This is a genomic window from Methylotenera sp. (assembly GCF_030653755.1).
Classification (GTDB): Bacteria; Pseudomonadota; Gammaproteobacteria; order Burkholderiales; family Methylophilaceae; genus Methylotenera.
In genome coordinates, this window is sequence record NZ_JAURYU010000008.1 from 39,516 (window position 1) to 61,704 (window position 22,189).

Genomic DNA, 22,189 nt, shown 5'->3' on the forward strand with positions numbered 1-22,189 from the left:
TATTAGCAATATGCTCGCTCAAACAATACACCCATTTAAAAAGCACGTCTGGGCTTCAGCACTTACTTAGCACTTTGCTTACCACTTTAAATAACTACTTTGAAAGTGATTTTAACGCTTGTTTAATCCCATCGGTCACACTTATCTCTTTATCTAACAGCTTCACTGCGGCAACGGCTTCACGCTCATTATAACCAAGCGCTAGCAATGCATTAAGCACATCGCTAGTAGCAGATTTTGGTTGATGCTCGTTCATCGCAGCTACACCATCAATCGTAAATTTATCTTTTAATTCTAACAATAAACGTTCAGCCGTTTTTTTACCAACCCCAGGTACGCGTGTCAGCATGCTTGGCTCTTGTAATGCAACAGCCTGCACTAAATCATCAATCGATAACCCACTTAATATAGATAAAGCAGATTTAGCACCGATTCCATTCACTTTGAGTAATTGTCTAAAGGTTGCACGTTCTTGACTTGTACCGAAACCATAGAGCAACTGGGCATCTTCGCGCACTACTAAGTGCGTGAGCATGACCACTTTTTCACCTAAAGCAGGCAAATTGTAAAAAGTGCTCATTGGCACTTCACACTCGTAACCCACGCCATTACAGTCAATTAAAACCAACGGAGGTGTTTTTTCTAATAAGGTACCGCTTAATCGACCAATCATGACGCATTCCATAACAAAATAATGGTTAACAGTAACGCATGACTGAGCATAGAAGCAAGTGTAGATTTAATTGCTGGCAGCAACTGCGCTGGTTTTTGTGATATCTGGTACAGCACATAAAATGCGTACAGTGAAAAGAGCAAAGGCATCGCCGATAGCATGACTGAAATTGGAAATATACCCATATAGACTGAGCCGAATAACCATAACAATGCCATCAGCATTAGTACTAAATAAACCCATACGGCATGTTCGGGTTTTAATCGAACGACCAATGTGCGCTTACCCGAAACCATATCCGCATGACGATCAGGAAACTGATTAATATATAACAAACTGGTGACCAGCAAAGCGTAGGCAACACCTGCCGATATTGGCACAAGAGAAAAGGTTTGGCGCTGTACATAATCAGCACCAACAACAAGCCCTAAAAAACCTAAAAAAACGCACAACTCACCTAAACCGCGACTATTTAAGCGAAATGGTGTGGCGGAATATGCCCAACCAATCAACACGCCCATCATGCCCAGCATTAACAATCCCAAGTTCACATAATAAGTTAATATCAAACCACCTAATACAGAAATAAACAGCAATGCGTACGCTAAATAGGCTGTTCCTTTTAGCGTCATTACACCATTTTGGATGAAGCGGCTACCGCCAGTGAAGGGATATAACCTGTTGTGATTGATGGCATCGGTGCCGTTTAATGCATCAAAATAATCGTTTATTACATTTATCGCAGCATGCATCATAAGCGCAAGCACTAAAGTTGCGATTGCAAGCACTGGCTTAAACGCAACGCCTGAATTAATGGCCGCGGCTACACCAATCAAACAAGCCATGAGCGTAGCCACCAAAAACATAGGTCGCGTGGCAAAAAAATAACAAGATAAGGAATTAGGGAAGCTAGTAGGGCTAGGCTCTGAAATGGAGTTTTTCATCCGACCAATCGCCCACCGCGTACACGGAAACCTGCGGTAGCCATTAAGCCGAGTCCCTGCCCACCGTGTGCATGACAAATTGCGCAAGCAAGCGCATCAGCAGAATCAGGTTTTGGTGCAGCAGGCAACTTAAGTAAACGTTTTACCATTTCTTGCACTTGCTCTTTTTGTGCATGTCCGTTACCGACTACCGCTTGTTTAACTTGGAGTGCCGTATATTCTGCCACGGTTAAATTGCGGATAACTGCGGCACTAATTGCGGCTCCACGCGCTTGACCCAGCAACAATGTTGATTGCGGGTTAACGTTCACGAACACTTTCTCAATCGCCACCTGATTGGGCTGGTAAGTATCGATTACTTCAAACAAGCCATCTAAGATGATTTTAAGACGCGCAGGTAACTCTTCACGCTCAGGCTCACCCTCAACTTTGCTTTTTTTCCCGCTGGCAGTTTTAATGGTGCCGCTGGCGATGTAAGTGATTTTTTCGCCAATTTTCTCTATCACACCAAAGCCTGTCAGGCGGAGGCCTGGGTCAATACCGAGAATTCTGATTGTGCCTGATTGCATCACCATTTAAGCGCGATCAATCACATGTCTTGTGTGAAGCTAGACATACAGCGCTCAATTAAAGCACGGCAAGAGTGTGAGCGCTGTAGAGTGATACAACTCACACGAGACATAGACTTGTATTTCAATGCTTACTCTTCAATAACCGCAGAGGTGTAAACATCCTGCACGTCGTCTAAGTCCTCCAATGCGTCCAGAATTTTTTGCATTTTCACCGCATCATCTCCAGTGAATATGACTTCAGCATCAGGTTTCATTGTGACTTCACCCATCACTGCCTTCAGGCCTGCTGTCTCTAGCGCTTCTTTAACGGCCACAAAATCAGATGGTGGCGTAATCACTTCGATACTGCCATCATCATTGGTGACCACATCTTCAGCGCCAGCTTCTAACGCAACTTCCATGACTTTGTCTTCAGAAGTGCCTGGCTCATATACCAAGCTACCACAATGCTTAAACATAAAAGCAACGGAGCCATCGGTACCCAGATTGCCGCCGTGCTTACTTAAGGCATGGCGCACCTCCATTACCGCGCGTTGCTTATTGTCAGTTAAGCAATCAATAATAATAGCCGCGCCGTTAATGCCATAGCCTTCATAGCGGATTTCTTCGTAGTTCACACCCTCTAACTCACCAGTGCCTTTTTTGATGGCACGCGTGATGTTATCTGACGGCATGTTTTCTTCCTTCGCCAATGCAACTGCCGCACGTAAGCGTGGATTCATACTGACATCACCACCACTCAAGCGTGCTGAAACCGTAATTTCTTTAATGATTTTAGTGAAAACCTTACCGCGTTTAGCATCTTGGCGACCTTTACGATGCTGAATATTTGCCCATTTACTATGACCTGCCATGTTTAGATCCTAAAATTCCAACTAAATAAGGTGGATTTTATCACATGCGTTTACTCAAATTACAGGCTTTTAAATGAGAGTTAAACTGGTTAGTAGTTTATAAAGGGCCTATAGCTTATAAGGGCTAAATGCTTAGATCCTAATGACTTATGTTTACTCTTGCCCAATTGCAGGATCAACGGGCGTATGTTTCTTTATACTGATGATTGAAATAATCACTAATGATAGCGCGATTAACACCATGCCAATCAACTCCATACGATTAGGTACCTCACTTAACTGCACCCACGCGGCCAACACACCAATTACTGGTGCCAGCATAGACGCCATGCTGGCCATTCCAGCAGGTAAAATTTGTAAGGCATACAGCCACAGTAGCCAAGCCAGCGCACCGCTCAGAAACACATTAAACAATACAGCACCGATAAAATAGCCTGTCCATTGAATCGGGTCGGCTGGCACGATAAACGCAATGACTACTATAGGTATGGAACCTAGCAACATAGGCCATGCCGTTAGATTTAACAAATCTAAATGCGGGCTACGTCGATGAAGTTTCTTAGAAATGATGGCTGAAAGCGCCCAAGACACACCTGAGACAATGGCTAAGAACATACTGAATCCATCTGCTTTGATATGCAAGGGATCAAAGATTAGCACCATGCCGAATACAGCAGAAATTACCGCTAACCACTGCCAACCTTGCACCTTTTCACCCAGCATAGGCCACGCAAACAGCATCACCCAAAATGGCATGGTGTAAGTGAGTACGGCAGTTTTACCTGCACCTCCCTCAACCAAAGCCCAAATTAATAACCCAGTAAAGCCCACCGTCTGCAACAAGCCCAACACTAGCATAGTGGGAAACTCTTTAAGACCTAAGGGCCGCTTTGTGGCATAGATTACAACAAATAGCACAATCGCACCAAAGAAGACGCGCAAGGCAGCAAATTGAAATGGGCCAGCATATTGCAGCGCACTTTTCATCACCACCCAGTTGTAGCCCCAAATAATCGTGAGTACGATTAGCGCAACAAATGCACTAATGATGCTTTTTGTACTATTTTCCATGTGTTTCTATGTCTTAATGATTGGCTTTTGCAAACTGCTTTAGTTCCAAATATGCGTAACGGCTTTCCAGCTACCATCTGTCTGTTTGCGGTATACCAGATGCACGTTACCGCCAAATGTTTGCTTTTCACCTTGCTCATTTAACATCGCACCTGCCCATTTACCGCGTTGGTAAGCAAGATTGCCATCTTCAACCGCGTCAAGCAAAGTTAACTGGTGCTCGATTACGCCAGCATCAATAAGCCCTTGGAAAAATGATTGGATTGCACTAACGCTTATCACAGGCTCACCTGCTGGAGCTGGCATTACCACTGCGGTTGTATCGTATAAGGCACCAATTGCTACTGAATCTTTGGTATTAAATGCGTGGTCAAATTTTTGATTGATTTCGCTGACTTGCTGTTTGATATTACTCATCATGACTCCTGATTGTGAAATGAATTACTTTTGTTTGGTTAATTCTGGGATGCCTGCATTAATTAAATCTAACATCTGCTCTAATTGGATACGCTGCGCCTCATTAAGACCCTTCATACACAGCCTTAATCTTTGGTAATAATCTGGCATTACCGCATCAAGTTTTACTTGCCCTGCAACAGTGAGATGAATCAACACGCTGCGTCTGTCACTCTTGGTAAACACACGCTCAACTAGGCCACCTTGCTCTAAACCATCGATTAGTCCTGTCATCGTGGCTCGCGTAACACCTGCTTTACTGGCAAGCATAGAGGGGGTTGAAGTTTGCGACTCTTCTCGCATGAGTAAAATAAGCACCCACCAACGCCCTTGCAACAACCCATGCTTGCTCAAGCACGCATCCAGTGCGATAGACAAATCAGTTGCAACGCGTAGTAAATGCAAAAAGCTCGACACTGCGGTGATATCCGCATCAGGATATCGCTCAGCAAATTTATGGAGCACCCCAGTAGTAGGTAAGTCTTTTAGTTCTAACATAATTAGGAACATTATAGTTAGGAAGCTAACTATGTCAAGTATTTAATACTCCAATCCTCGTGAGTGACAGACAAGACTGATTAGGTGTTGCGCTCAAACGCATCTATTGAAATATAGATCGCATGCAATATTCCATGGGTAAATTGGCAAAAAATCGTATATAACTGCATTGAACAGCACTAAATGATCGCCATAAAACCATGCCATCGGTTTATTCTTAGGATTATTACTGGGTGTATTCGCTGCTTTATTCCTGAGCATATGGTTGACCTCAATGAACTTAGTAACAATTATTGTTTCAGATGGTTATCTAGTTACTTATATAGGATACTTAATGAACCGTTATTTATTTGCTATCAATTTAGCCTTAGTATCATTTACAGCTCCTGTTAACGCTGCCGACGTTTCGATTAAACCAGGGTTATGGGAAGTCACCACAACTTCAGATTTGCTAAACTTTGCATCGCAAATTTCTACAGACCAAATGGACGGCTTAAATGCACTAGCTAAGGAATATGGGTTCGATGTACCAGAAATTAAAAATGGTGCGGCAAAATCCTCGACTTGCATTACCCCAGAAATGGCAAAGCAAAAGATATTGCCTGGCGCTGTTCAAAATCAAGCTGGATGCACAGTTAAGAAAGTCACGCAAAATGGTAATTACTATCACATGGCCTTTACATGTGTGAACCCTGAGCTAAACGGCAATGGTACAGCGGAAGGAAGTTTTACCAATGCAGAAACTTTTACAGGGGTGACAAATTTTAGTGGGGCAATTCAAAATGTCACAGTGAATGAACAAGCGAATGTAAATGGCAAATGGCTTGCGAGCAGCTGTGCTAATGCAGAACCCGCAAAGTAAGTGTTAAGCGAATATACCAGTGATATAAAACCCGATTAATATCGCCACTAAACCCCAGTTTAAGCACTCAATTAGCATATTCCATAATACTCTACTCATTTCAAACCTCACTTTACTAAATACGTTATAACTTTTGATTAATTTAACTTGTGGTGAGTTTAGTTTCTAAATATTAAAATGATATGTAAGAAATATGAAAGAAATGTGTCATGCGCAAAAATTAGATGCTTGTTCTGAATAACGGCACTAAGTCTGCCTTAGGTAAGTCTTGCTTACTTAAGTATAAGTCGCTAGCATTGTGTTTATTTGTGTAGATTTTGACACCAACGGAATAACCACGCCATGCCAGCATATTGTGGTTATTTATACAACATTTAGTACGCCAAGCGTACTTATTAAGCCAAAAGTTTAAATAACATCCCCAAAACACCACAGGCCAATATCACGGAAATAACATTCAGTTTGAAGCGGAATACGGCAAGCATCGCTAAGCCTGTCAGCGCGATAGAAAACCAATCGATTACGCCAGCTAAACCAGTGGGCCAAAATACATGATAAGCAAAGAACAAAGCTAGATTTAGAATCACGCCTACGACGGCTGCGGTAATCGCGCTCAATGGCGCAGTAAATTTTAAATTGCCATGCGTGGTTTCAATAAATGGCGCGCCCATGAAAATAAAGATAAAACTTGGCAGAAATGTAAAAAACGTCACGACTGATGCCGCCACAACAGCAGACGCAAAAACTGCATCCGCACCAAACATCTGAGAAACCCAGCCGCCAACAAAACCGACGAAAGTCACCACCATAATGAGTGGGCCTGGCGTTGTTTCACCCAGTGCAAGGCCATCTATCATTTGCACTGGTGTAAGCCAATGATAGTGCTCTACCGCGCCCTGATACACGTATGGCAACACCGCATAAGCACCGCCAAATGTCAGCAATGCAGCTTTAGTAAAAAACCAAGCCATTTGGGTAAATGCAGCATCCCACCCATAAAGCGCAATCAACACCGACATTGCAACTAGCCAAATGCCGATGCCAACCGCGGCTATACGTACCATTTTTGCTAAGCTGAACTTTGCATGCGCTGGCATTGGTGTATCGTCATCGATAAATGCGGCGCCATAATCTTTTTTAGAGGCGCCATGCCCACCGCCGACTTTGAAATACTGCGGCATCAAACGACCACCAAAATGACCAATTAAAGCAGCGACAGCCACAATGAGAGGGAATGGCAGGTTTAATACAAAAATAGCAATAAAGGCTAACGCAGCAATCGCCCACAGCACTTGGTTCTTTAAAGCGCGCGACCCGATACGATAAGCGGCAAGTAGGACAATGGCAACCACGGCAGGTTTAATGCCATATAGTGCCCCAGCGACCGCGGGGACTGATCCGTAAGCCATGTATACCCATGCGAGACCAGTCAGAATAAAGAATGAGGGTAGTACAAACAATACACCAGCAACTATGCCGCCCCACGTACGATGCATGAGCCAGCCAATATAGGTCGCTAGCTGCTGCGCCTCTGGCCCTGGCAACACCATGCAATAGTTTAGTGCATGTAAGAAACGTTTTTCGGATATCCACCGATTCTTCTCTACTAAGTCATGATGCATGATAGAGATTTGCCCTGCTGGGCCACCAAAGCTAATAAAACCTAGCTTCAGCCAGTAGATAAATGCTTGACCAAAAGAAACCGACACAGGCGTTGTGGATGTTGATGATGTATTTTTATTAGTAACGTCCATAAGCTCTCTTGTGGTTAGCGCTGATATTTAATTTACGGATATTTTACCTTGATTATAGCTAACATCTTTTGGGAAAAATGTTCATATAGAGCAACTATTATTCGAAAATTAACTTTACACAGTGAAGAATACTAATTAATGGTCTTACCTAAAAAATTACAACCTATGCCAATAGTAAAACGACGCTTATTGGTAAAAAAAAATATTGGTGTATATTTACTCCTTCAGGGTAGTTTTTTGCATAACACTTTTTGACCGTAACTTTTTGCGCATCACAAGAGGAGATCAGCATGAAAACGCTACAACAATTACTAGATGGTAAAAAATATAAAGAAGTAATTTCAATCGCCCCTCACCGCCCTGTATTTGATGCGTTAGTGATATTAGCTGAATACAAAATTGGCGCTTTAGTCGTACTAGATGGAGAAAACTTAGTGGGCATTTTCTCTGAACGGGACTATGCACGTGAAGTGATTCTTAAGGGTAAATCATCTAAAACCACCGCGATTAGCGAGGTGATGTCCAGCAAAGTGTGGTCTGCCAAACCTGATGACACAGTAGAATATGCAATGTCCCTGATGACAGAGCATCGCATTAGGCATTTACCAGTCCTTGAGAATGACAAAGTGATAGGTGTGCTCTCTATTGGTGATTTAGTAAAAGAAACCATCATCTATCAACAAACACTCATACAACAACTGGAAAGCTATATTAAAAGTTAATATCCACCACAGCGATATAGCGAAACTACTTACCGCGAATCATCGCCCTGACTAAGTTTTTACCTAATTTTTTTGATAACAACATGACTGCCATCAAGTGTAGCACTACCATGCCTTGCAATACGTTCGATAACGTTTGGTGTAAATCAACAGGCCAGTCTTCGCCCCAAAATTGATCTGTACGGCTAAGCCACCCAGTAAAGCCCAGTAACAGAATAAGCGTCCACATGATATAAACAGCATATTGCCCTAACGGGTTATGACCAACATACAGAGGTTTATCATGGTGGTTATGCTGATTAAAGAAAACAGATTGGATGTGTAACTTAACCGCATTAAGTCTAGGCAAATGTAATTTAGAAGCTTCTACACTCGTTAGCCAAAGCCCATCGATTAGACGCAATAACACCAATAAAACACAAGCATAGCCAATAAAACGATGTATCGACCCGCTTTCATTAATCAGATTTGTAATAACACCTACAGCCAATAACCAATGGGTGATACGAACAGTGAGTGTCCACTTCATGATGATCATTTAGGTGACTATCTTGATTTTAACTTAGCCATTCATACGCCATCAACGCTCTACTTCCGCTTTAACAATCGCAAGGGTCTTTGTATCAAAATAAATCTCTACCTTTTTACCCTCTTTATTCCGTCCGTAGATTTCGTAGCAATTACCATCCACTTTGAATTTTTTAATGGTGTACCCTTCTTCTACTAAAGTTTGTTTTAGCTTGTTTTCTGGCACCCATTCAGATTTAGGGTGTGCGTCACATGCTGCCCCTGCAAATGCAGACAATGGTAGTAGACCTAATAACACGAACAATATTTTCATTGATATTCTTTCATTAATTAAAAATTATAGTATTTGATGCTTTTATATCCGCTAAAGTAGGCACACCAGACAATGCCATCGTCATCTCAAGCTCATCGCGCATGAGCTTTAATACATGCGCCACCCCCATCGCACCAGCACTGGTAAGCCCCCAGATATAAGGACGTCCTATCATCAAAGCATCTGCGCCAAGTGCTAATGCTTTATAAGCATCTTGTCCTGTTCGAATACCACTATCAAACAACAGACAAGCTTTGCCAGACACTAGTTTTGCAATTGCAGGCAGCACCGAAAGACTGGTAGGTACTGAATCAAGCACTCTGCCGCCATGATTGGAAACGACCAAGCCATCACAACCAAGTGCTAACGTTTTTTCAACATCTGCAAGATGAAGCAAGCCTTTAATTAAAAAAGGGACTTTTATTTGATCTCGTAACCATGCAACATCATCCCAAGTGGGCGCTTGTGCCATCCAGCCGTCAAACACCATACTTTGGTGAGCCTGCAACGCTGATATAGCAAGCGGTGACGCTAAATTAACGGCTTGTATATTGTCAGGCAAAGCAATCACAGCCTGCTTTACAGGCGCATCTACCGTAAACATCACCGCGTTATACCCACACGATAAAGCACGTTTTAACAGTCGCAATGTGCCTAACCTATCGCCTTGCCAATACAACTGAAACCATAATGGTTGTTGCGCAGCTTCTATTATTTCCTCAACTGTTTGGCTAGCAAGACTACTCACCACCATTTGACCTGCCTGCGCGTTGGCGGCCATCGCTGACATTTTTTCACCGTTTTTATGAAACAAACGCTGATATGCAATTGGCGCTAGCAAGAAAGGGTGCTCAAACTGTTGCCCAAACAATGCTAGACGAGTATGCCCTGACTTTACATTAGATAGTGGTCTGGACATTAAACCGACCTGATCAAACACCTCCACATTAGCCTTTAAAGTCAGCCCCTTACCAGCACCACCTTCCAAGTACTGCCATATGGTTGAACTCAAGCGCGCTTGCGCATGCGATTGGTAGTCCATAGCGGTAAGGATGTTATTTGGTATCGCTGTATGCTCACTCATAAATCACTCACTCCGCCCAGCGCCGTAATAAATTGTGATAAACCCCTGTGAGATGGACCACAGCTTCAGTTTCACCTACCGTTTGCCGTAGTTGCATAAGTGATATGTCGATATCATATAAAATGCGACGCTTTTCAGCATCTCGCACCATACTTTGAATAAACATAAAACAAGCCACCCGCGCACCCTCAAGTACAGGTGTTACTTGATGTACAGATGAAGAGGGGTAAACTACCATACTGCCTGCCTTTAATTTAAAAGCATGTCGGCCAAACGTATCTTCAATCATTAATTCGCCTCCTTCATACTCATCTGGCTCAGACAAAAATAAAGTAGCAGAGACATCGGCACGCACATAAGCACTGCCATCTGGTGTTCTGCGCATTGCATTATCGACATGAAAACCATAATGATTGGTTTTCCCACTGTATCGATTAAAAAATGGTGGCAGAATTTTTGATGGCAGCGCCGCTGAAAAAAATAAGGCATTACGATTAAGTGCACCATGTACCAATTGCCTGAGTGCTAATATTTCTGGGGCACTCTCAGGTAATTGCTGGTTATTTTTAACAACTGCTGCTTGTGTACCTGCGGTCACTTTACCATCAACCCATTGCGCGTTTGCAAGCAAGCGCCTTGCCTCAATAAGCTCATCTGGTGTTAACACATCAGGTACATGTTGCAACATGATTGTTTCCTTAAAATTTATATTCCGTTGTCAAAATTGCCTGCCTGCGGTTACCTGGTGAAACTAATCCACCATTGTCGTAAACAGCATCGTAATACTCCTTATCCAACAGGTTTTTAACGTTTAATCGTAACGCCCATTTGGGTTGCTCGTATGCGACCATTGCATCTAATCTAGCGTAGCCAGGTGCTTTATTTGGATTAAACCGACCAGTAGCAAACAAGTTGGTAGCTGTTGGTGAATAGGCGGTACGCTCACCTTTAGCCTCTACGCCTCCTCCAATTTTCCATGCGCTGTTTAAGGCATAGGTAGTCCACACATTCAATGTGGCTGATGGTGTATTACGAGGGCGCTCTCCTTCAAGTCGCTGATCAGCGAATGTAATATTGCCTGTTGTTGCGTTAACATTTTCAGCCACTTTAAGAATTTCCGCATCCATCAATGCGACACCAGCAAACACTTCCCAATCCTCTGTTAACTTGCCTGCCACCTCTACCTCCACACCATCAGTACGACGTTTTTTCGTCAAGATTGCGGCAGTAGATTCTAGATCTGTGTTTCTCTCCCAGTCTTTAATTGCCCGATACATTGCGGTTCTTAATGTAAAGTCACCATCCAAGAATAGCCATTTAGCCCCCACTTCCAACGTCTTACTACGCTCCGCAGGTTGTGGCTTCACTGTCAGCTGATATAAATCAGCTGTTGGGCTAAACGAATCACTCCAACTGGCATAATAATGTGACTCAGTAGTGGGGTGATAAGAAAGACCTGTTCGATAGCTATTTTCACCATAGCTTAGTTTTGGCGATGTTTCACTACTATAATCGGCGCGCATTTCATCTCTACGCATACCTAATAGCAAGTTCCAGTTAGGTATAAATTCAATCGTATCTTGCACGTAGGCCGCATAGTTATCCGCTTCAAAAGAAACGGCATTGCCCAATATTGCAGCATCATGACGGTTATAAGTGACACCATTAGCGGCTATCGCTGCGTTGAGTGCACCACCTGTAGCAAGTATGGCTGTCCTGTTGTAGGATTATAGGGTTGCAGTGCTTTACGATAGGAGTCTTCTTTCAAATACTCAACCCCTGCTAGCACATCATGCTTCATACCCGCCAAATTGAGCTTAGTGCTAAAGTCTGACTGTAAATTTAATGTTTCATAATGCATTTTGCGCGTAACATTGCCACCTACACTGTTATTTTCAGTAGGCAATGTTGTAGCTGGCGTTTTAGCCCAATAACCACGCTTATATTCTGCGTGACGAAGTTGTGTTCTTAGCTGTGTGTCCTCAGTAAATTTATGCGTAAAAATACCAGTGGTAATTCTTGTATCACTGTCGTCAAAGTTATCACTACTCCCCCAAAAGGTTTTGTCTGTTCGACCGTTAGTACCATTATTAAGGGGGCGTGTATTTTCAAATCGCACACCAAAATCTGGCACATCACGCGTTTGCGTATAGATATGATTCAAAAACAACTCATTGTCTGTGCCAATGCCTGCACCAAAACTAACCGCAATGCCTTTTCTATCAGTTTCAGGTCGGTCACCAGTCGTTGGATTTTTACGATAAGTCTCTTCATGCCTATCCATCACATTAAGACGAATCGCCGCAGTTTCAGTCAACTGTTTGTTAAAATCACCAGTAAACTGATGGTAATCGTAAGTACCCAAACTTCCTGTGACGGTGTTTTTATCATTCAGCTCAGCCAATTTGCTGACCTGATTAATCACACCACCTGCTTGCCCTCTACCAAACAACATGGCAGCGGAGCCACGCAACACATCCACTTGTTCTAAATTGAATGTTTCACGATTGTATTGAGCAGTATCACGCATGTTATCTAAATAAATATCACCAAACGTGTAAAAGCCACGCAACATCATATTGTCGCCAGCTCGCCCACCTTCAGCTGCATTAAATGTTAAACCAGCGACATTACGCAACGCTTCGCGCAGGGAACCAACCTGCTGATCATGCATTAGCTCACGTGTCACTGTTGTTACTGCCTGAGGAACATCGTGTGGATCTTGCAATACCTTACCTACACGCGTTTTCTTTGCTTGGTAGCCACTCTCGGCTTTAAGCTCTGAAGCTTCCACCATAACCTCTTCCAGTGTCTGCTGGGGTGTTATAGTAACAGGAGCAGGTTCTTCTGCATTGGCGTATGCTGTTTGCATTGCTAGTGCAACTGCTAAGTAGATTGATTTTTGTGTTAATGAACGATGCTGCGTTAGCCTCATGTCTTAGTTTCCTAATGATAAATGTCATTGGCTGGCTAACTAAGTTGATTGCTTAAGCAACACTTACTGGCTGGCTAGAGTAAATATAAATACATAAATGTAAATTTAAGTTAATTTTTTAAAATTACTGTAAATTTCAACGATAATGATAACCGTTCTCATTTAAGATCGCAAGCATCATATACTATATTGTCGTAATCTAAATACAGAAAATAGATTATTTTTTAATCAATCAATTTTAAATATCGCCCCTATGACGAAATATGGAATCAATCGCTATTGTTTACTCCTTAGCCTATTATTATTACCATCGGCAACTTACGCCGAGGGCGGTGTTTGGTATACCGATAAAAACTCTTCACGCAACGACCCTTTGCAAACCAATTTATTCTCGCTACCGCAACTGGCGGATGAATACCAAGGGTCACCTTGTGATGGCTTAATGAGTGCAGAGCACCTTGGTAAACCACTGACATTGGCAGAGGTTGCAGATACTAGCCTATGTAACAACCCACAAACACGTGAAGTGTGGGCAAATGCTCGCTTACAGGCAGCCCAGCTTGGTATTGCAAAGTCGGCGTATCTGCCATCGCTGACCGATAACATTTCAGTTAACTCAAATGTGCTTAACCCAGCGTCAAGTACACGTAGCAATCCAAACTTAAACTTGAGCAATAGCCTAGTGGCAAGTTACCTGTTGTATGATTTTGGTAACCGTAATGCCAATTTAGAAAACGCAAGGCAGCTATTATTATCAGCAAGTGCCAGCCAAAATAGCACGGTACAAAGTGTATTACTCTCTGCCACGGTAGCGTTCTATCAAGTACAAGCAAACTTAGCCGCAGTGGATGCAGCATTAGAAGCGGAGCGTGCGAGTAGTGAGAGCTTTAAAGCAGCAGAAGCGCGTTATAAATCAGGGGTATCAACCCCAGCAGATAAACTGCAAGCGCAAACCGCTTATGCACAACTTACCCTGACGCGCATTACTAGTGAAGGCAACTTACAAACTGCTTATGGTAATTTAGCCAATGTGATGGGCTTACCAGCTAATCAAAAAATATTACTAGTCAGTAACACTACAAAGCCATCCCTTAATATACTTAATGATGTCAATACACTGATTGAACAAGCCAGCTCACGTCGCCCAGATCTTATTTCTAGTGAAGCACAGCTTAAGGCCGCGCAAGCAAGTATTGATGCCAGCAAAGCCGCGGCGAAACCAACCATTTCAATCTCCATGTCTAACAGCCTGCAAGATGGCTCACAGTTAGCGACTAGCAACAACTCAACCTTAGGCTTCACTGTTGCGATTCCACTGTTTAATGGTTATGCGCCTACCTATAGAATACGGGCTGCTGAAGCTACTGCAGATTTACGCGCAGCACAGCGTGACCGTTTACGTTTGCAAATTTCACTGGATGTGTGGAGTGCTTATCAGAACTTACGCACAGCGCTTGAGTCCGTCACTGCAACCGAAATTCTCGTTGCCAGTGCAGAAGAATCATACAGAGTTGCTCTCGGGCGTTATAAAGCAGGTGTCGGCAACATTATCGACACGCTGAATGCGCAAAGCGCACTCGCCAGTGCTAAGCAACAGCAAATCCAAGCGGCGCTAAATGCCAATATTACCCGCGCAACACTGGCGCAAGCGATGGGCTCTCTAGACCATGCCATGATTCAGTCATTACCCAGCGCGACAATCAGTTCAGCGTCTACTACCAACACCAACTAACGATATTAGCCATGAAATCACTCAAAAAAATAATCTTCATCATCGTGTTAATCGCACTCTCTGCGGGCGCCTATTATTACTATCAAAGCACCCGCAAAATAAATCCTGCTGATTTATACAGGTTAGCTGAAGTAACACAGGGCGATATCGAACAAACGGTATCGGCCAATGGCACATTGAACCCCGTGACGCTCGTCAGTGTCGGTACACAAATTTCAGGTATCGTTAAAAAGCTATACGTAGACTTTAATGATGAAGTGAAAAAAGATCAGGTATTACTAGAGCTGGACAACGCATTGTTCATGGCACAAATTACGCAGTCTCAAGCCAGCGTGCGCAACAATCAAGCATCTGTTGAGTTAGCGCAAGCGAATGAAAAACGCATCCGTGAGTTATACACGCAAGAGTTCGTCTCCAAGCAAGAACTCGATACTGCCGTACAAGTCTTGAAGTCTGCAAAGGCGCAATTAGATAGCGCGCGCGGCGTATTAGCACGCGACCAAACTAATTTAAACTTCACCATTATTCGTTCACCTGTTTCTGGCGTAGTGGTAGATCGTGTAGTGGATGTGGGCCAAACCGTTGCCGCAAGCTTTCAAACACCGACCCTGATTAAAATCGCACAAGATTTATCAAAAATGCAGATTAACTCTAGCTTTGCTGAGGCTGATATTGGCAATATTAAAGTTGGGCAAATAACCAAGTTCAATGTTGACGCTTTTCCAAATAGAAATTTTGAAGGTGTGGTTAAACAAGTACGCTTAAACCCTGTTAACACTTCCAATGTCGTCACTTATGACGTAGTGGTTTCAGTAGATAATCAAGACCAACTATTACTTCCAGGTATGACAGCGTATGTCAATATTGGCGTCGCCAATCGTGAGCAAGCCTTGCTCGTGCCAAACGCAGCGCTACGCTATAAACCTAAACTAGATGAAAGTAACGCAGAGAGTCCAAAAGGCGAGATGGGTAAAAATGGAGCAGCTCGCAAGAAAAGCAATAAAGGCGATGATCTAAACACTGGCACCATTTATATCCTGAAAGATGAAAAACCATCTCCGATCAAGGTCCGTTTAGGCATCACAGATGGCCGCTTTACAGAGATTACTGGTAGAGACTTACAAGCCAAAGGTGTGAATGTCGGCACCCAACTGATTGTCTCTGAATTACAAAGCAATAGTTTAGCACAAACGGGCGGCAACAACGCGCGTGGCCCAAGAATGTTTTAGGTGGGAGCTAAAACCATGCAAAAAAGCGTTATCGAAGTCAGTAGTTTATATAAAGATTACCAAACCGCCGCTGGGCCTTTTCCTGTGCTAAAAGATGTGAATCTACACATTGAAAATGGTGACTATGTCGCCATCATGGGTCCATCTGGCTCTGGCAAATCTACCTTTATGAATATTCTAGGTTGCTTGGACAAACCAAGCAAAGGTCAGTACGTATTAGATGGCCACCCAGTGGCCAATATGGAGCAAAACGCCGTGGCTCAGGTACGCAACAAAACCATAGGCTTCGTGTTTCAAGGCTTTAATTTGTTAGCACGCTCAAGCTTGCTAGATAACGTTGCTTTACCGCTGGTATACGCTGGCGTAGATAAAGCTGAACGCCATGCTCGTGCCAAACTCCTGTTAGAAAAAGTAGGCTTAGCAAATTACCTGAATTCACGCCCGAATCAAATTTCTGGCGGTCAACAGCAACGTGTTGCTATTGCGCGCGCTTTGGTTAACAAACCAAGCCTCATATTAGCGGATGAGCCAACAGGCAACTTGGATAGCGTCACTAGTGAAGAAATCATGACGCTATTTTCTGAGCTCAACCAGGAAGGTATCACGATTGTATTAGTCACCCACGAAACTGACATTGCCGAACATGCCAGCCGCCAAGTGCGTTTTTTAGATGGGAGAATTGTGCAGGACACGCGAACTAGAGAAATTGGCACATCCAACACATCCAGCAAATCTATAGCAATACCAATAAGCGAGGCTATTTAATGTTTACCGCAATGTTAGGCGAAGCATGGCACGCGATGGGTGCCAATCGTTTACGCACATTTTTGACCATGCTTGGCATGGTAATAGGCGTTAGTGCGGTTGTACTGATGATGGCCATTGGGCAAGGGGCTGAAGCCGCTGTTAAACGCTCAATCAGCGCAATGGGTAGCAATCTTTTCGTTATACTATCAGGACCGCCAACCTCAGGCGGCGCAAGATCTGCCACTGGCAACGCGCCATCACTAAATGTCAAAGATGCTAACGCAATATCAGATCTGGACGGTGTGGTTGGTGTTGCACCTGTCACCATGGGGAAAGCGCAAATCGTATTTGGCAGTAATAACTGGAACACTGACATCATCGGCACTACGCCAAGTTACCTAGAAATACGCGGATGGAACTTGAGTGACGGCTATGCATTCTCTGAATCAGACATTCGCTCTGCCACCCGTGTTGCATTGGTTGGAAAAACTATTGTCCAGAACATATTTGGTGACAATATTGACCCTGTCGGAAAAACCATCCGCATTAAACAAAGTCCTTTTGTCATTTTAGGTGTGCTTGATAGCAAAGGTCAAACGCTTGATGGCCGCGATCAGGATGACACGATTATTGTGCCACTCACCACCGCACAACGTAAACTATTTGGTAACCAGCTCCCGGGCAGTGTGCGGCAAATTATCGTTCAAGCTGAGTCTGACAACACCATGCCAATGGTAGAAGAAGGCTTAAACAGCCTACTTAATCAACGCCATAACATAAGAGAAGGATCAGACAGCGACTTCTATGTCCGCAACCTTACGGCGATTGCTAACTCAGCAGCTGAAACGACGCGCACCATGTCTCTGCTGTTAGGTGCAATTGCCTCAGTATCTTTGCTGGTAGGCGGTATTGGTATCATGAACATCATGCTAGTGTCAGTCACCGAGCGTACGCGAGAAATCGGCATTCGCATGGCAATTGGCGCACGTCAGCGCGACATTTTATTGCAGTTCTTATTGGAAGCTATCGTCATTTCGATTGTAGGCTGCCTGATTGGCATTGCAATTGGTGTTGGTGGCGCCATCATGGTGAACATCATCACAAAGGCAGAAATCATTATTTCAGCAAACTCAGTTGCCATTGCCTTTGGCGTAGCAGCAAGTATTGGTGTGTTCTTTGGCTTTTACCCTGCCCGCAAAGCCGCAATGCTCAACCCTATTGAGGCATTGCGCTACCAATAGCCATACTTATGCGATAGCTAGGTGATTAGCTATCGCATGCTTGCACTGAGCTTTCTATCGAATGGCTAAAATGCTATTGTCACACAATGAAAATAAATCCCCAGAGAGCTACCACCTATGGCCAAAGATTGTTGTAACAGCGAATGCAGCAACCAGAAGCTACTAACGCCTAAATATAAGAAAGTACTTTGGGTCGCATTAGTCATAAATGCGACGATGTTTTTCGTAGAAATTCTCAGTGGACTTAATGCCCAATCAGTCTCGTTAATGGCTGATGCCATCGACTTTTTTGGTGATGCCATGAACTATGGCATATCTTTAGCAGTGTTATCTATGAGCCTTGCATGGCGTGCGCGTGCCGCGCTGTTTAAAGGGATGACAATGGGCAGTTTTGGATTATTAGTACTAGCCTACACCGTATGGTCTACCATGCATGGTGAAGTACCAGAAGCGTACACTATGGGGTTTGTAGGTTTTATTGCGCTTCTCGCGAATGTAAGTGTTGCCATGATGCTCTATGCCTATCGCGATGGAGACGCCAATATGCAATCAGTATGGCTATGCAGCAGAAATGATGCTATCGGGAATTTTGCCGTCATGATGGCAGCGCTAGGCGTATTAGGAAGTAAAAGCGCATGGCCTGATTTGATTGTGGCAGTGGTCATGGCCAGCCTTGGTGTATCAGCGGCGATACAGATAATAAAGCAAGCGAGATCGGAGTTGAATCACCAACAATAAAATATGTGCGACTTCAACTTGTGAAAATTCACAGTTACCATAGCCTCCGCATTACGTACAATCAAAAAAATTTGCAAGATACCAAAAAAAACGCTAATTACGATGGCAGCCAACCCAAGTCACACAAGCATGACAAAAAATGGCACAATATTCACTGCGCAACCTTTAACCAACCAATAAGTAACTACTTACTTTCGCTCACAAAACCCATTTTACTAACACCTGAGTTTTGCGCATCAGCCATCACTTCAGCCAACACTTGATAGCGCGTTTCTTTATCAGCTCGAATATTTAACTCTGGCTGTGGTTTCTTCTGGGCAATTTCTTTTAACTTCAATTTCAGTTCACCTTGCACCAGCGGCATATCATTCCAGTACATTTTTCCTGATGCATCAATAGATACAGAAATCACTTCTGGCTTTTCAGGGATAGGCTCGCTACTTGTTTGTGGTAAATCAATTTTTACAGCATGCGTCAGCAATGGTGCGGTAATAATAAAAATCACCAATAACACCAACATCACATCCACTAACGGTGTAGTGTTAATCTCAGACATAGGTGCCGAATGCGGCGCACCGCCGACATTGCTTCCTGACCCTATCATGCTACGACCCCTGCAACATGCACAGCTTGGTCAGTAACGCCCTGTTTATGCGCGCGTGTAGTGCCTATCACCGCACCTGTCGTAATCAAGGTATGCAACTCGTAGCCAAATTTCTCAAGCGTTACCGATAAAGCACGGTTACTACGCACAATTGCGTTATAAGCTAACACAGCTGGAATAGCGACAGCCAAACCTAGTGCCGTCATAATCAAAGCCTCACCTACTGGTCCTGCAACTTTATCCAATGTCGCCTGACCACTTAAGCTAATACTAGCAAGCGCATGATAAATACCCCACACTGTACCAAATAAGCCAACAAATGGTGACACACTACCTACAGAAGCCAGCACAGTAAGTCCGCCTTCCATATTTGCATTTTCTTCTGCAATGCTACGGTTCATGGCGCGCGCGACAAATTCATCTTGTGCCACCATTTCAGTGCCTTTTACTGTACACAGTTTGTGATGCTCAGCCGCTAAAATCGCTTTTTCTGCCAGCCTAGCTAGCCCTGTATTAGCATATGCCTGACTTTGCTTCATTGCCACAGCCAAACTTGGTGCTTGCCAAAAAGCCTGTAAAAATGACTGATATGCGCTACGCATACGCCATGCACTAATGCTTCTAGTCACGATTAAATACCAACTCGCCACAGACATTGTTAACAATATCATGGCAACCAATATAGAAACTGGCCCACCTGCCGTGATAAATTCCCAACTATTAAACTCATAACCGTTTTGCATCATTACCCTCGCTTAATTCTTAATCTGTTAATTGATTCAGCCCCATGTCTTACTGTTCATCAATCTACTTTTCATCAGCCTATACACGCATTAATCTATGCGTATTGATTGAGTGACTTAACTACTCAATGTGAAATTTACTGGCACCAGTACATAAGCGCTAATTGGCTGATTACTACGTTTTGCTGGTACAAAACTCCATTTTTTAACAGCCTCAATGGCTGCCTGATCTAATTTATGATGGCCACTACTGGTATCTACTTTAACAGTCTCAGCTTTGCCATTTTCTGACACTAAAACTTTAAGTAACACTTTGCCTTGCTCCCCCATTCTTCTTGCTACCATTGGATAAGCAGGTGCTGGGTTATTTAAATAGGCAGCCCCAAAACTAGGTGGCTCAATCACTGGCGCAGCCGCTACCTTTTCATTGACAACTTTATCAGTCACTTCTGTTGTCTTTGCTAATTGTTGCGATTCAGCGGGCTTACTCTCTGCAACAACGGCCTCTTCGACCTTCTGTTCTACTACTGGCTCTACTTGCTCAATTTTTCTAACAGCTTCTTCATTCACGACCAGCTTTTCTTCTGAGACTTTCTGCTTTTGCACCACTGTTTTTTTCACTGATGGTTTTTGAACAGGTTGCACTTGCTCTACAGGTGATTTAGCTTCTGGAACATCTGCAACTTGGCTCACCAAACTCACCATCATTGGTGTTGTTAGCTTATTAAGGTCAACAGTTTCTGGTTTAGCGTTCAACAAACCAGCAACAGCAACCATATGCATCAGGGTCACTACAGCAAGCATTTTGTAAGAGATTGTTTTTTTGTTTTTACGTGCTGGATTAATATAATTGTTAATCGGAAAATGTTTTACATTAGATTTACTTGTAGCATCTACCTTGCTTACAAAAGGCTCCAAAAAGAAGTGAGTATTCACTGCAAGCTCTGAATTTGTCATCATACTTCCTCCTAACCTATTCCGTAAAAACTGTAATACTGCTAATGCAGTACTACTTTGTAAGAATCAACTTACCCTGATTGGTAAGTCTCAAACGGTAATCTTCACCAACGTGCTTAATCACCAACTCTCGCGCACCTGAAAACAACAACTCACTTGTTGTCACCCTAGCAACAGAAGACTCCTTAACTTTGGGTTCATGTTTTTTTTCATCCAGCATCATTTATCAGGCCCATTATCAAGTTGGTTATTTCACCCAAATTACTTTAAGCAATAAAGCTAATGATAATTGTTATCATTTAGATTTGTCAATAGCTTTATGTATTAGCTTTGCTCTATGTGATTGATTTACTTAACTGCATCTACTAAATTACTGTACTTATTAAAATATTGCGCATACTAAAATTACGCTCACTAGTGAACACTGCAATTAACGGCGGACTGTTGTGTGACAATGGCTTTTTCCTGTTGATACAACGCCAGCCTTGTGACAGCATCTGCTAGTAAAGTTTTTAAGGTATGCAAAGTGCCAGCATCTATTCGCAAGCTAATTGCACCTAGTTCCAGCTCTGCTACATTACAATTTTCGCAAAATATAATCTGACCACTTTCATTTCTAGACAATAAAACTCGTAGGCACGAGGCTTGATTATTTGTGACGTTATCTAGCGCTTTTTTATTTTTCATGTCACACCTATTTAGTTAGTATCAATTTATTTTGTTTAGTAATTCGTAAAAAATAAGTTTCATCTTCGTGATCAATCATCACTTCTTTCACATTTGTAAACAGCTTGTCGCTATTTAATCTTTTTATTCTAGAAATCTTAATGTCTTCTTGCGTACGCGTACTGTCTGTCACAATTGCTATATCAAAACTCATATGCTCTTTAGAGGTTAAATTAGTAATAATTTTCATGATGGCAGCCCAGTTA

At 43.1% G+C, this 22,189-nt stretch carries 27 protein-coding genes; 7 read left to right on the top strand and 20 right to left on the bottom strand.

What is annotated here, in order from left to right; genetic code table 11:
- Positions 1–94: 94 nt before the first annotated feature.
- The 7 genes from ruvA to Q7U33_RS01490 all read right to left on the bottom strand — a co-directional run bounded on the left by ruvA (position 95) and on the right by Q7U33_RS01490 (position 5,068).
- Positions 95–673 (bottom strand): Holliday junction branch migration protein RuvA, encoded by a 579-nt coding sequence (ruvA, locus tag Q7U33_RS01460; RefSeq protein ID WP_304857772.1) that lies wholly within the window; start codon positions 671–673, stop codon positions 95–97.
- Positions 670–1,617: a prenyltransferase gene (locus Q7U33_RS01465; protein WP_304857773.1), complete on the bottom strand. Its 948-nt coding sequence runs from the start codon at positions 1,615–1,617 to the stop codon at positions 670–672. The genes ruvA and Q7U33_RS01465 overlap by 4 nt, the downstream gene beginning before the upstream one ends.
- Positions 1,614–2,192 (bottom strand): crossover junction endodeoxyribonuclease RuvC, encoded by a 579-nt coding sequence (ruvC, locus tag Q7U33_RS01470; protein ID WP_304857774.1) that lies wholly within the window; start codon positions 2,190–2,192, stop codon positions 1,614–1,616. The genes Q7U33_RS01465 and ruvC overlap by 4 nt, the downstream gene beginning before the upstream one ends.
- Positions 2,193–2,317: 125 nt before the next feature.
- Positions 2,318–3,043 carry a YebC/PmpR family DNA-binding transcriptional regulator gene (locus tag Q7U33_RS01475; protein ID WP_304857775.1) on the bottom strand — a complete coding sequence of 242 codons (726 nt, stop codon included), beginning with the start codon at positions 3,041–3,043 and terminating at the stop codon, positions 2,318–2,320.
- A 153-nt stretch (positions 3,044–3,196) separates the two neighbouring features.
- Positions 3,197–4,114 carry a DMT family transporter gene (locus tag Q7U33_RS01480; protein WP_304857776.1) on the bottom strand — a complete coding sequence of 306 codons (918 nt, stop codon included), beginning with the start codon at positions 4,112–4,114 and terminating at the stop codon, positions 3,197–3,199.
- A gap of 39 nt (positions 4,115–4,153) precedes the next feature.
- Positions 4,154–4,534, bottom strand: coding sequence for a nuclear transport factor 2 family protein (locus tag Q7U33_RS01485; RefSeq protein WP_370651971.1), 381 nt, complete (start codon positions 4,532–4,534; stop codon positions 4,154–4,156).
- Positions 4,535–4,555: 21 nt separating this feature from the next.
- Positions 4,556–5,068: a MarR family winged helix-turn-helix transcriptional regulator gene (locus Q7U33_RS01490; RefSeq protein WP_304857777.1), complete on the bottom strand. Its 513-nt coding sequence runs from the start codon at positions 5,066–5,068 to the stop codon at positions 4,556–4,558.
- Between the two features lie 334 nt (positions 5,069–5,402).
- Here Q7U33_RS01490 and Q7U33_RS01495 point away from each other — a divergent pair, with 334 nt between their 5' ends.
- The gene (locus Q7U33_RS01495) at positions 5,403–5,930 is read left to right on the top strand and encodes a DUF3617 domain-containing protein (RefSeq protein WP_304857778.1); all 528 of its coding nucleotides are present in this window, start codon (positions 5,403–5,405) and stop codon (positions 5,928–5,930) included.
- Positions 5,931–6,325: 395 nt separating this feature from the next.
- Here Q7U33_RS01495 and chrA read toward each other — a convergent pair whose 3' ends face one another.
- A complete protein-coding gene (chrA, locus tag Q7U33_RS01500; protein WP_304857779.1) occupies positions 6,326–7,684 on the bottom strand; it encodes a chromate efflux transporter in 1,359 nt (452 codons plus the stop codon).
- Positions 7,685–7,974: 290 nt separating this feature from the next.
- Between chrA and Q7U33_RS01505 the strand changes: the two genes are divergently transcribed.
- Positions 7,975–8,406 (top strand): CBS domain-containing protein, encoded by a 432-nt coding sequence (locus tag Q7U33_RS01505; RefSeq protein ID WP_304857780.1) that lies wholly within the window; start codon positions 7,975–7,977, stop codon positions 8,404–8,406.
- Positions 8,407–8,431: 25 nt separating this feature from the next.
- Here the strand turns inward: Q7U33_RS01505 and Q7U33_RS01510 are convergent, their stop codons facing one another.
- From Q7U33_RS01510 to Q7U33_RS12055, 6 genes are read right to left on the bottom strand one after another with little or no spacing between them, the layout of a single operon-like run.
- A complete protein-coding gene (locus Q7U33_RS01510; RefSeq protein WP_304857781.1) occupies positions 8,432–8,935 on the bottom strand; it encodes a cytochrome b/b6 domain-containing protein in 504 nt (167 codons plus the stop codon).
- Positions 8,936–8,986: 51 nt separating this feature from the next.
- Positions 8,987–9,247 carry a PepSY domain-containing protein gene (locus Q7U33_RS01515; RefSeq protein ID WP_304857782.1) on the bottom strand — a complete coding sequence of 87 codons (261 nt, stop codon included), beginning with the start codon at positions 9,245–9,247 and terminating at the stop codon, positions 8,987–8,989.
- Between the two features lie 13 nt (positions 9,248–9,260).
- On the bottom strand, positions 9,261–10,331 hold the full coding sequence (locus tag Q7U33_RS01520) for an alpha-hydroxy acid oxidase (RefSeq protein ID WP_304857783.1): 1,071 nt from the start codon (positions 10,329–10,331) through the stop codon (positions 9,261–9,263).
- A gap of 7 nt (positions 10,332–10,338) precedes the next feature.
- A complete protein-coding gene (locus Q7U33_RS01525) occupies positions 10,339–11,019 on the bottom strand; it encodes a Fe2+-dependent dioxygenase (protein ID WP_304857784.1) in 681 nt (226 codons plus the stop codon).
- Positions 11,020–11,029: 10 nt separating this feature from the next.
- On the bottom strand, positions 11,030–11,962 hold the full coding sequence (locus Q7U33_RS12050) for a TonB-dependent receptor (protein ID WP_370651972.1): 933 nt from the start codon (positions 11,960–11,962) through the stop codon (positions 11,030–11,032).
- A 41-nt stretch (positions 11,963–12,003) separates the two neighbouring features.
- Positions 12,004–13,203, bottom strand: a complete 1,200-nt coding sequence (locus Q7U33_RS12055; RefSeq protein ID WP_370651973.1) for a TonB-dependent receptor — start codon at positions 13,201–13,203, stop codon at positions 12,004–12,006.
- 316 nt (positions 13,204–13,519) lie between these two features.
- On the opposite strand from Q7U33_RS12055, the gene Q7U33_RS01535 reads away from it, so the two are divergent.
- The 5 genes from Q7U33_RS01535 to Q7U33_RS01555 all read left to right on the top strand — a co-directional run bounded on the left by Q7U33_RS01535 (position 13,520) and on the right by Q7U33_RS01555 (position 18,953).
- Positions 13,520–14,998 carry a TolC family protein gene (locus Q7U33_RS01535; RefSeq protein WP_304857785.1) on the top strand — a complete coding sequence of 493 codons (1,479 nt, stop codon included), beginning with the start codon at positions 13,520–13,522 and terminating at the stop codon, positions 14,996–14,998.
- An 11-nt stretch (positions 14,999–15,009) separates the two neighbouring features.
- A complete protein-coding gene (locus Q7U33_RS01540) occupies positions 15,010–16,227 on the top strand; it encodes an efflux RND transporter periplasmic adaptor subunit (protein ID WP_304857786.1) in 1,218 nt (405 codons plus the stop codon).
- A gap of 15 nt (positions 16,228–16,242) precedes the next feature.
- On the top strand, positions 16,243–16,992 hold the full coding sequence (locus tag Q7U33_RS01545) for an ABC transporter ATP-binding protein (protein ID WP_304857787.1): 750 nt from the start codon (positions 16,243–16,245) through the stop codon (positions 16,990–16,992).
- On the top strand, positions 16,992–18,215 hold the full coding sequence (locus tag Q7U33_RS01550; RefSeq protein ID WP_304857788.1) for an ABC transporter permease: 1,224 nt from the start codon (positions 16,992–16,994) through the stop codon (positions 18,213–18,215). The genes Q7U33_RS01545 and Q7U33_RS01550 overlap by 1 nt, the downstream gene beginning before the upstream one ends.
- 117 nt (positions 18,216–18,332) lie before the next feature.
- A complete protein-coding gene (locus tag Q7U33_RS01555) occupies positions 18,333–18,953 on the top strand; it encodes a cation transporter (RefSeq protein ID WP_304857789.1) in 621 nt (206 codons plus the stop codon).
- 184 nt (positions 18,954–19,137) lie between these two features.
- On the opposite strand, the gene Q7U33_RS01560 is transcribed toward Q7U33_RS01555, so the two are convergent.
- From Q7U33_RS01560 to Q7U33_RS01585, 6 genes are all read right to left on the bottom strand, one after another.
- The gene (locus Q7U33_RS01560; protein WP_304857790.1) at positions 19,138–19,557 is read right to left on the bottom strand and encodes a biopolymer transporter ExbD; all 420 of its coding nucleotides are present in this window, start codon (positions 19,555–19,557) and stop codon (positions 19,138–19,140) included.
- Positions 19,554–20,303: a MotA/TolQ/ExbB proton channel family protein gene (locus Q7U33_RS01565; RefSeq protein ID WP_304857791.1), complete on the bottom strand. Its 750-nt coding sequence runs from the start codon at positions 20,301–20,303 to the stop codon at positions 19,554–19,556. The genes Q7U33_RS01560 and Q7U33_RS01565 overlap by 4 nt, the downstream gene beginning before the upstream one ends.
- A gap of 114 nt (positions 20,304–20,417) precedes the next feature.
- Complete coding sequence (locus tag Q7U33_RS01570) at positions 20,418–21,260, bottom strand: energy transducer TonB (RefSeq protein WP_304857792.1); 843 nt, start codon at positions 21,258–21,260, stop codon at positions 20,418–20,420.
- Between the two features lie 49 nt (positions 21,261–21,309).
- The gene (gene hemP / locus Q7U33_RS01575; RefSeq protein ID WP_304857793.1) at positions 21,310–21,480 is read right to left on the bottom strand and encodes a hemin uptake protein HemP; all 171 of its coding nucleotides are present in this window, start codon (positions 21,478–21,480) and stop codon (positions 21,310–21,312) included.
- A gap of 191 nt (positions 21,481–21,671) precedes the next feature.
- Complete coding sequence (locus Q7U33_RS01580; protein WP_304857794.1) at positions 21,672–21,944, bottom strand: hypothetical protein; 273 nt, start codon at positions 21,942–21,944, stop codon at positions 21,672–21,674.
- 7 nt (positions 21,945–21,951) lie between these two features.
- Positions 21,952–22,173: a hemin uptake protein HemP gene (locus tag Q7U33_RS01585; protein WP_304857795.1), complete on the bottom strand. Its 222-nt coding sequence runs from the start codon at positions 22,171–22,173 to the stop codon at positions 21,952–21,954.
- Positions 22,174–22,189 lie beyond the last annotated feature (16 nt).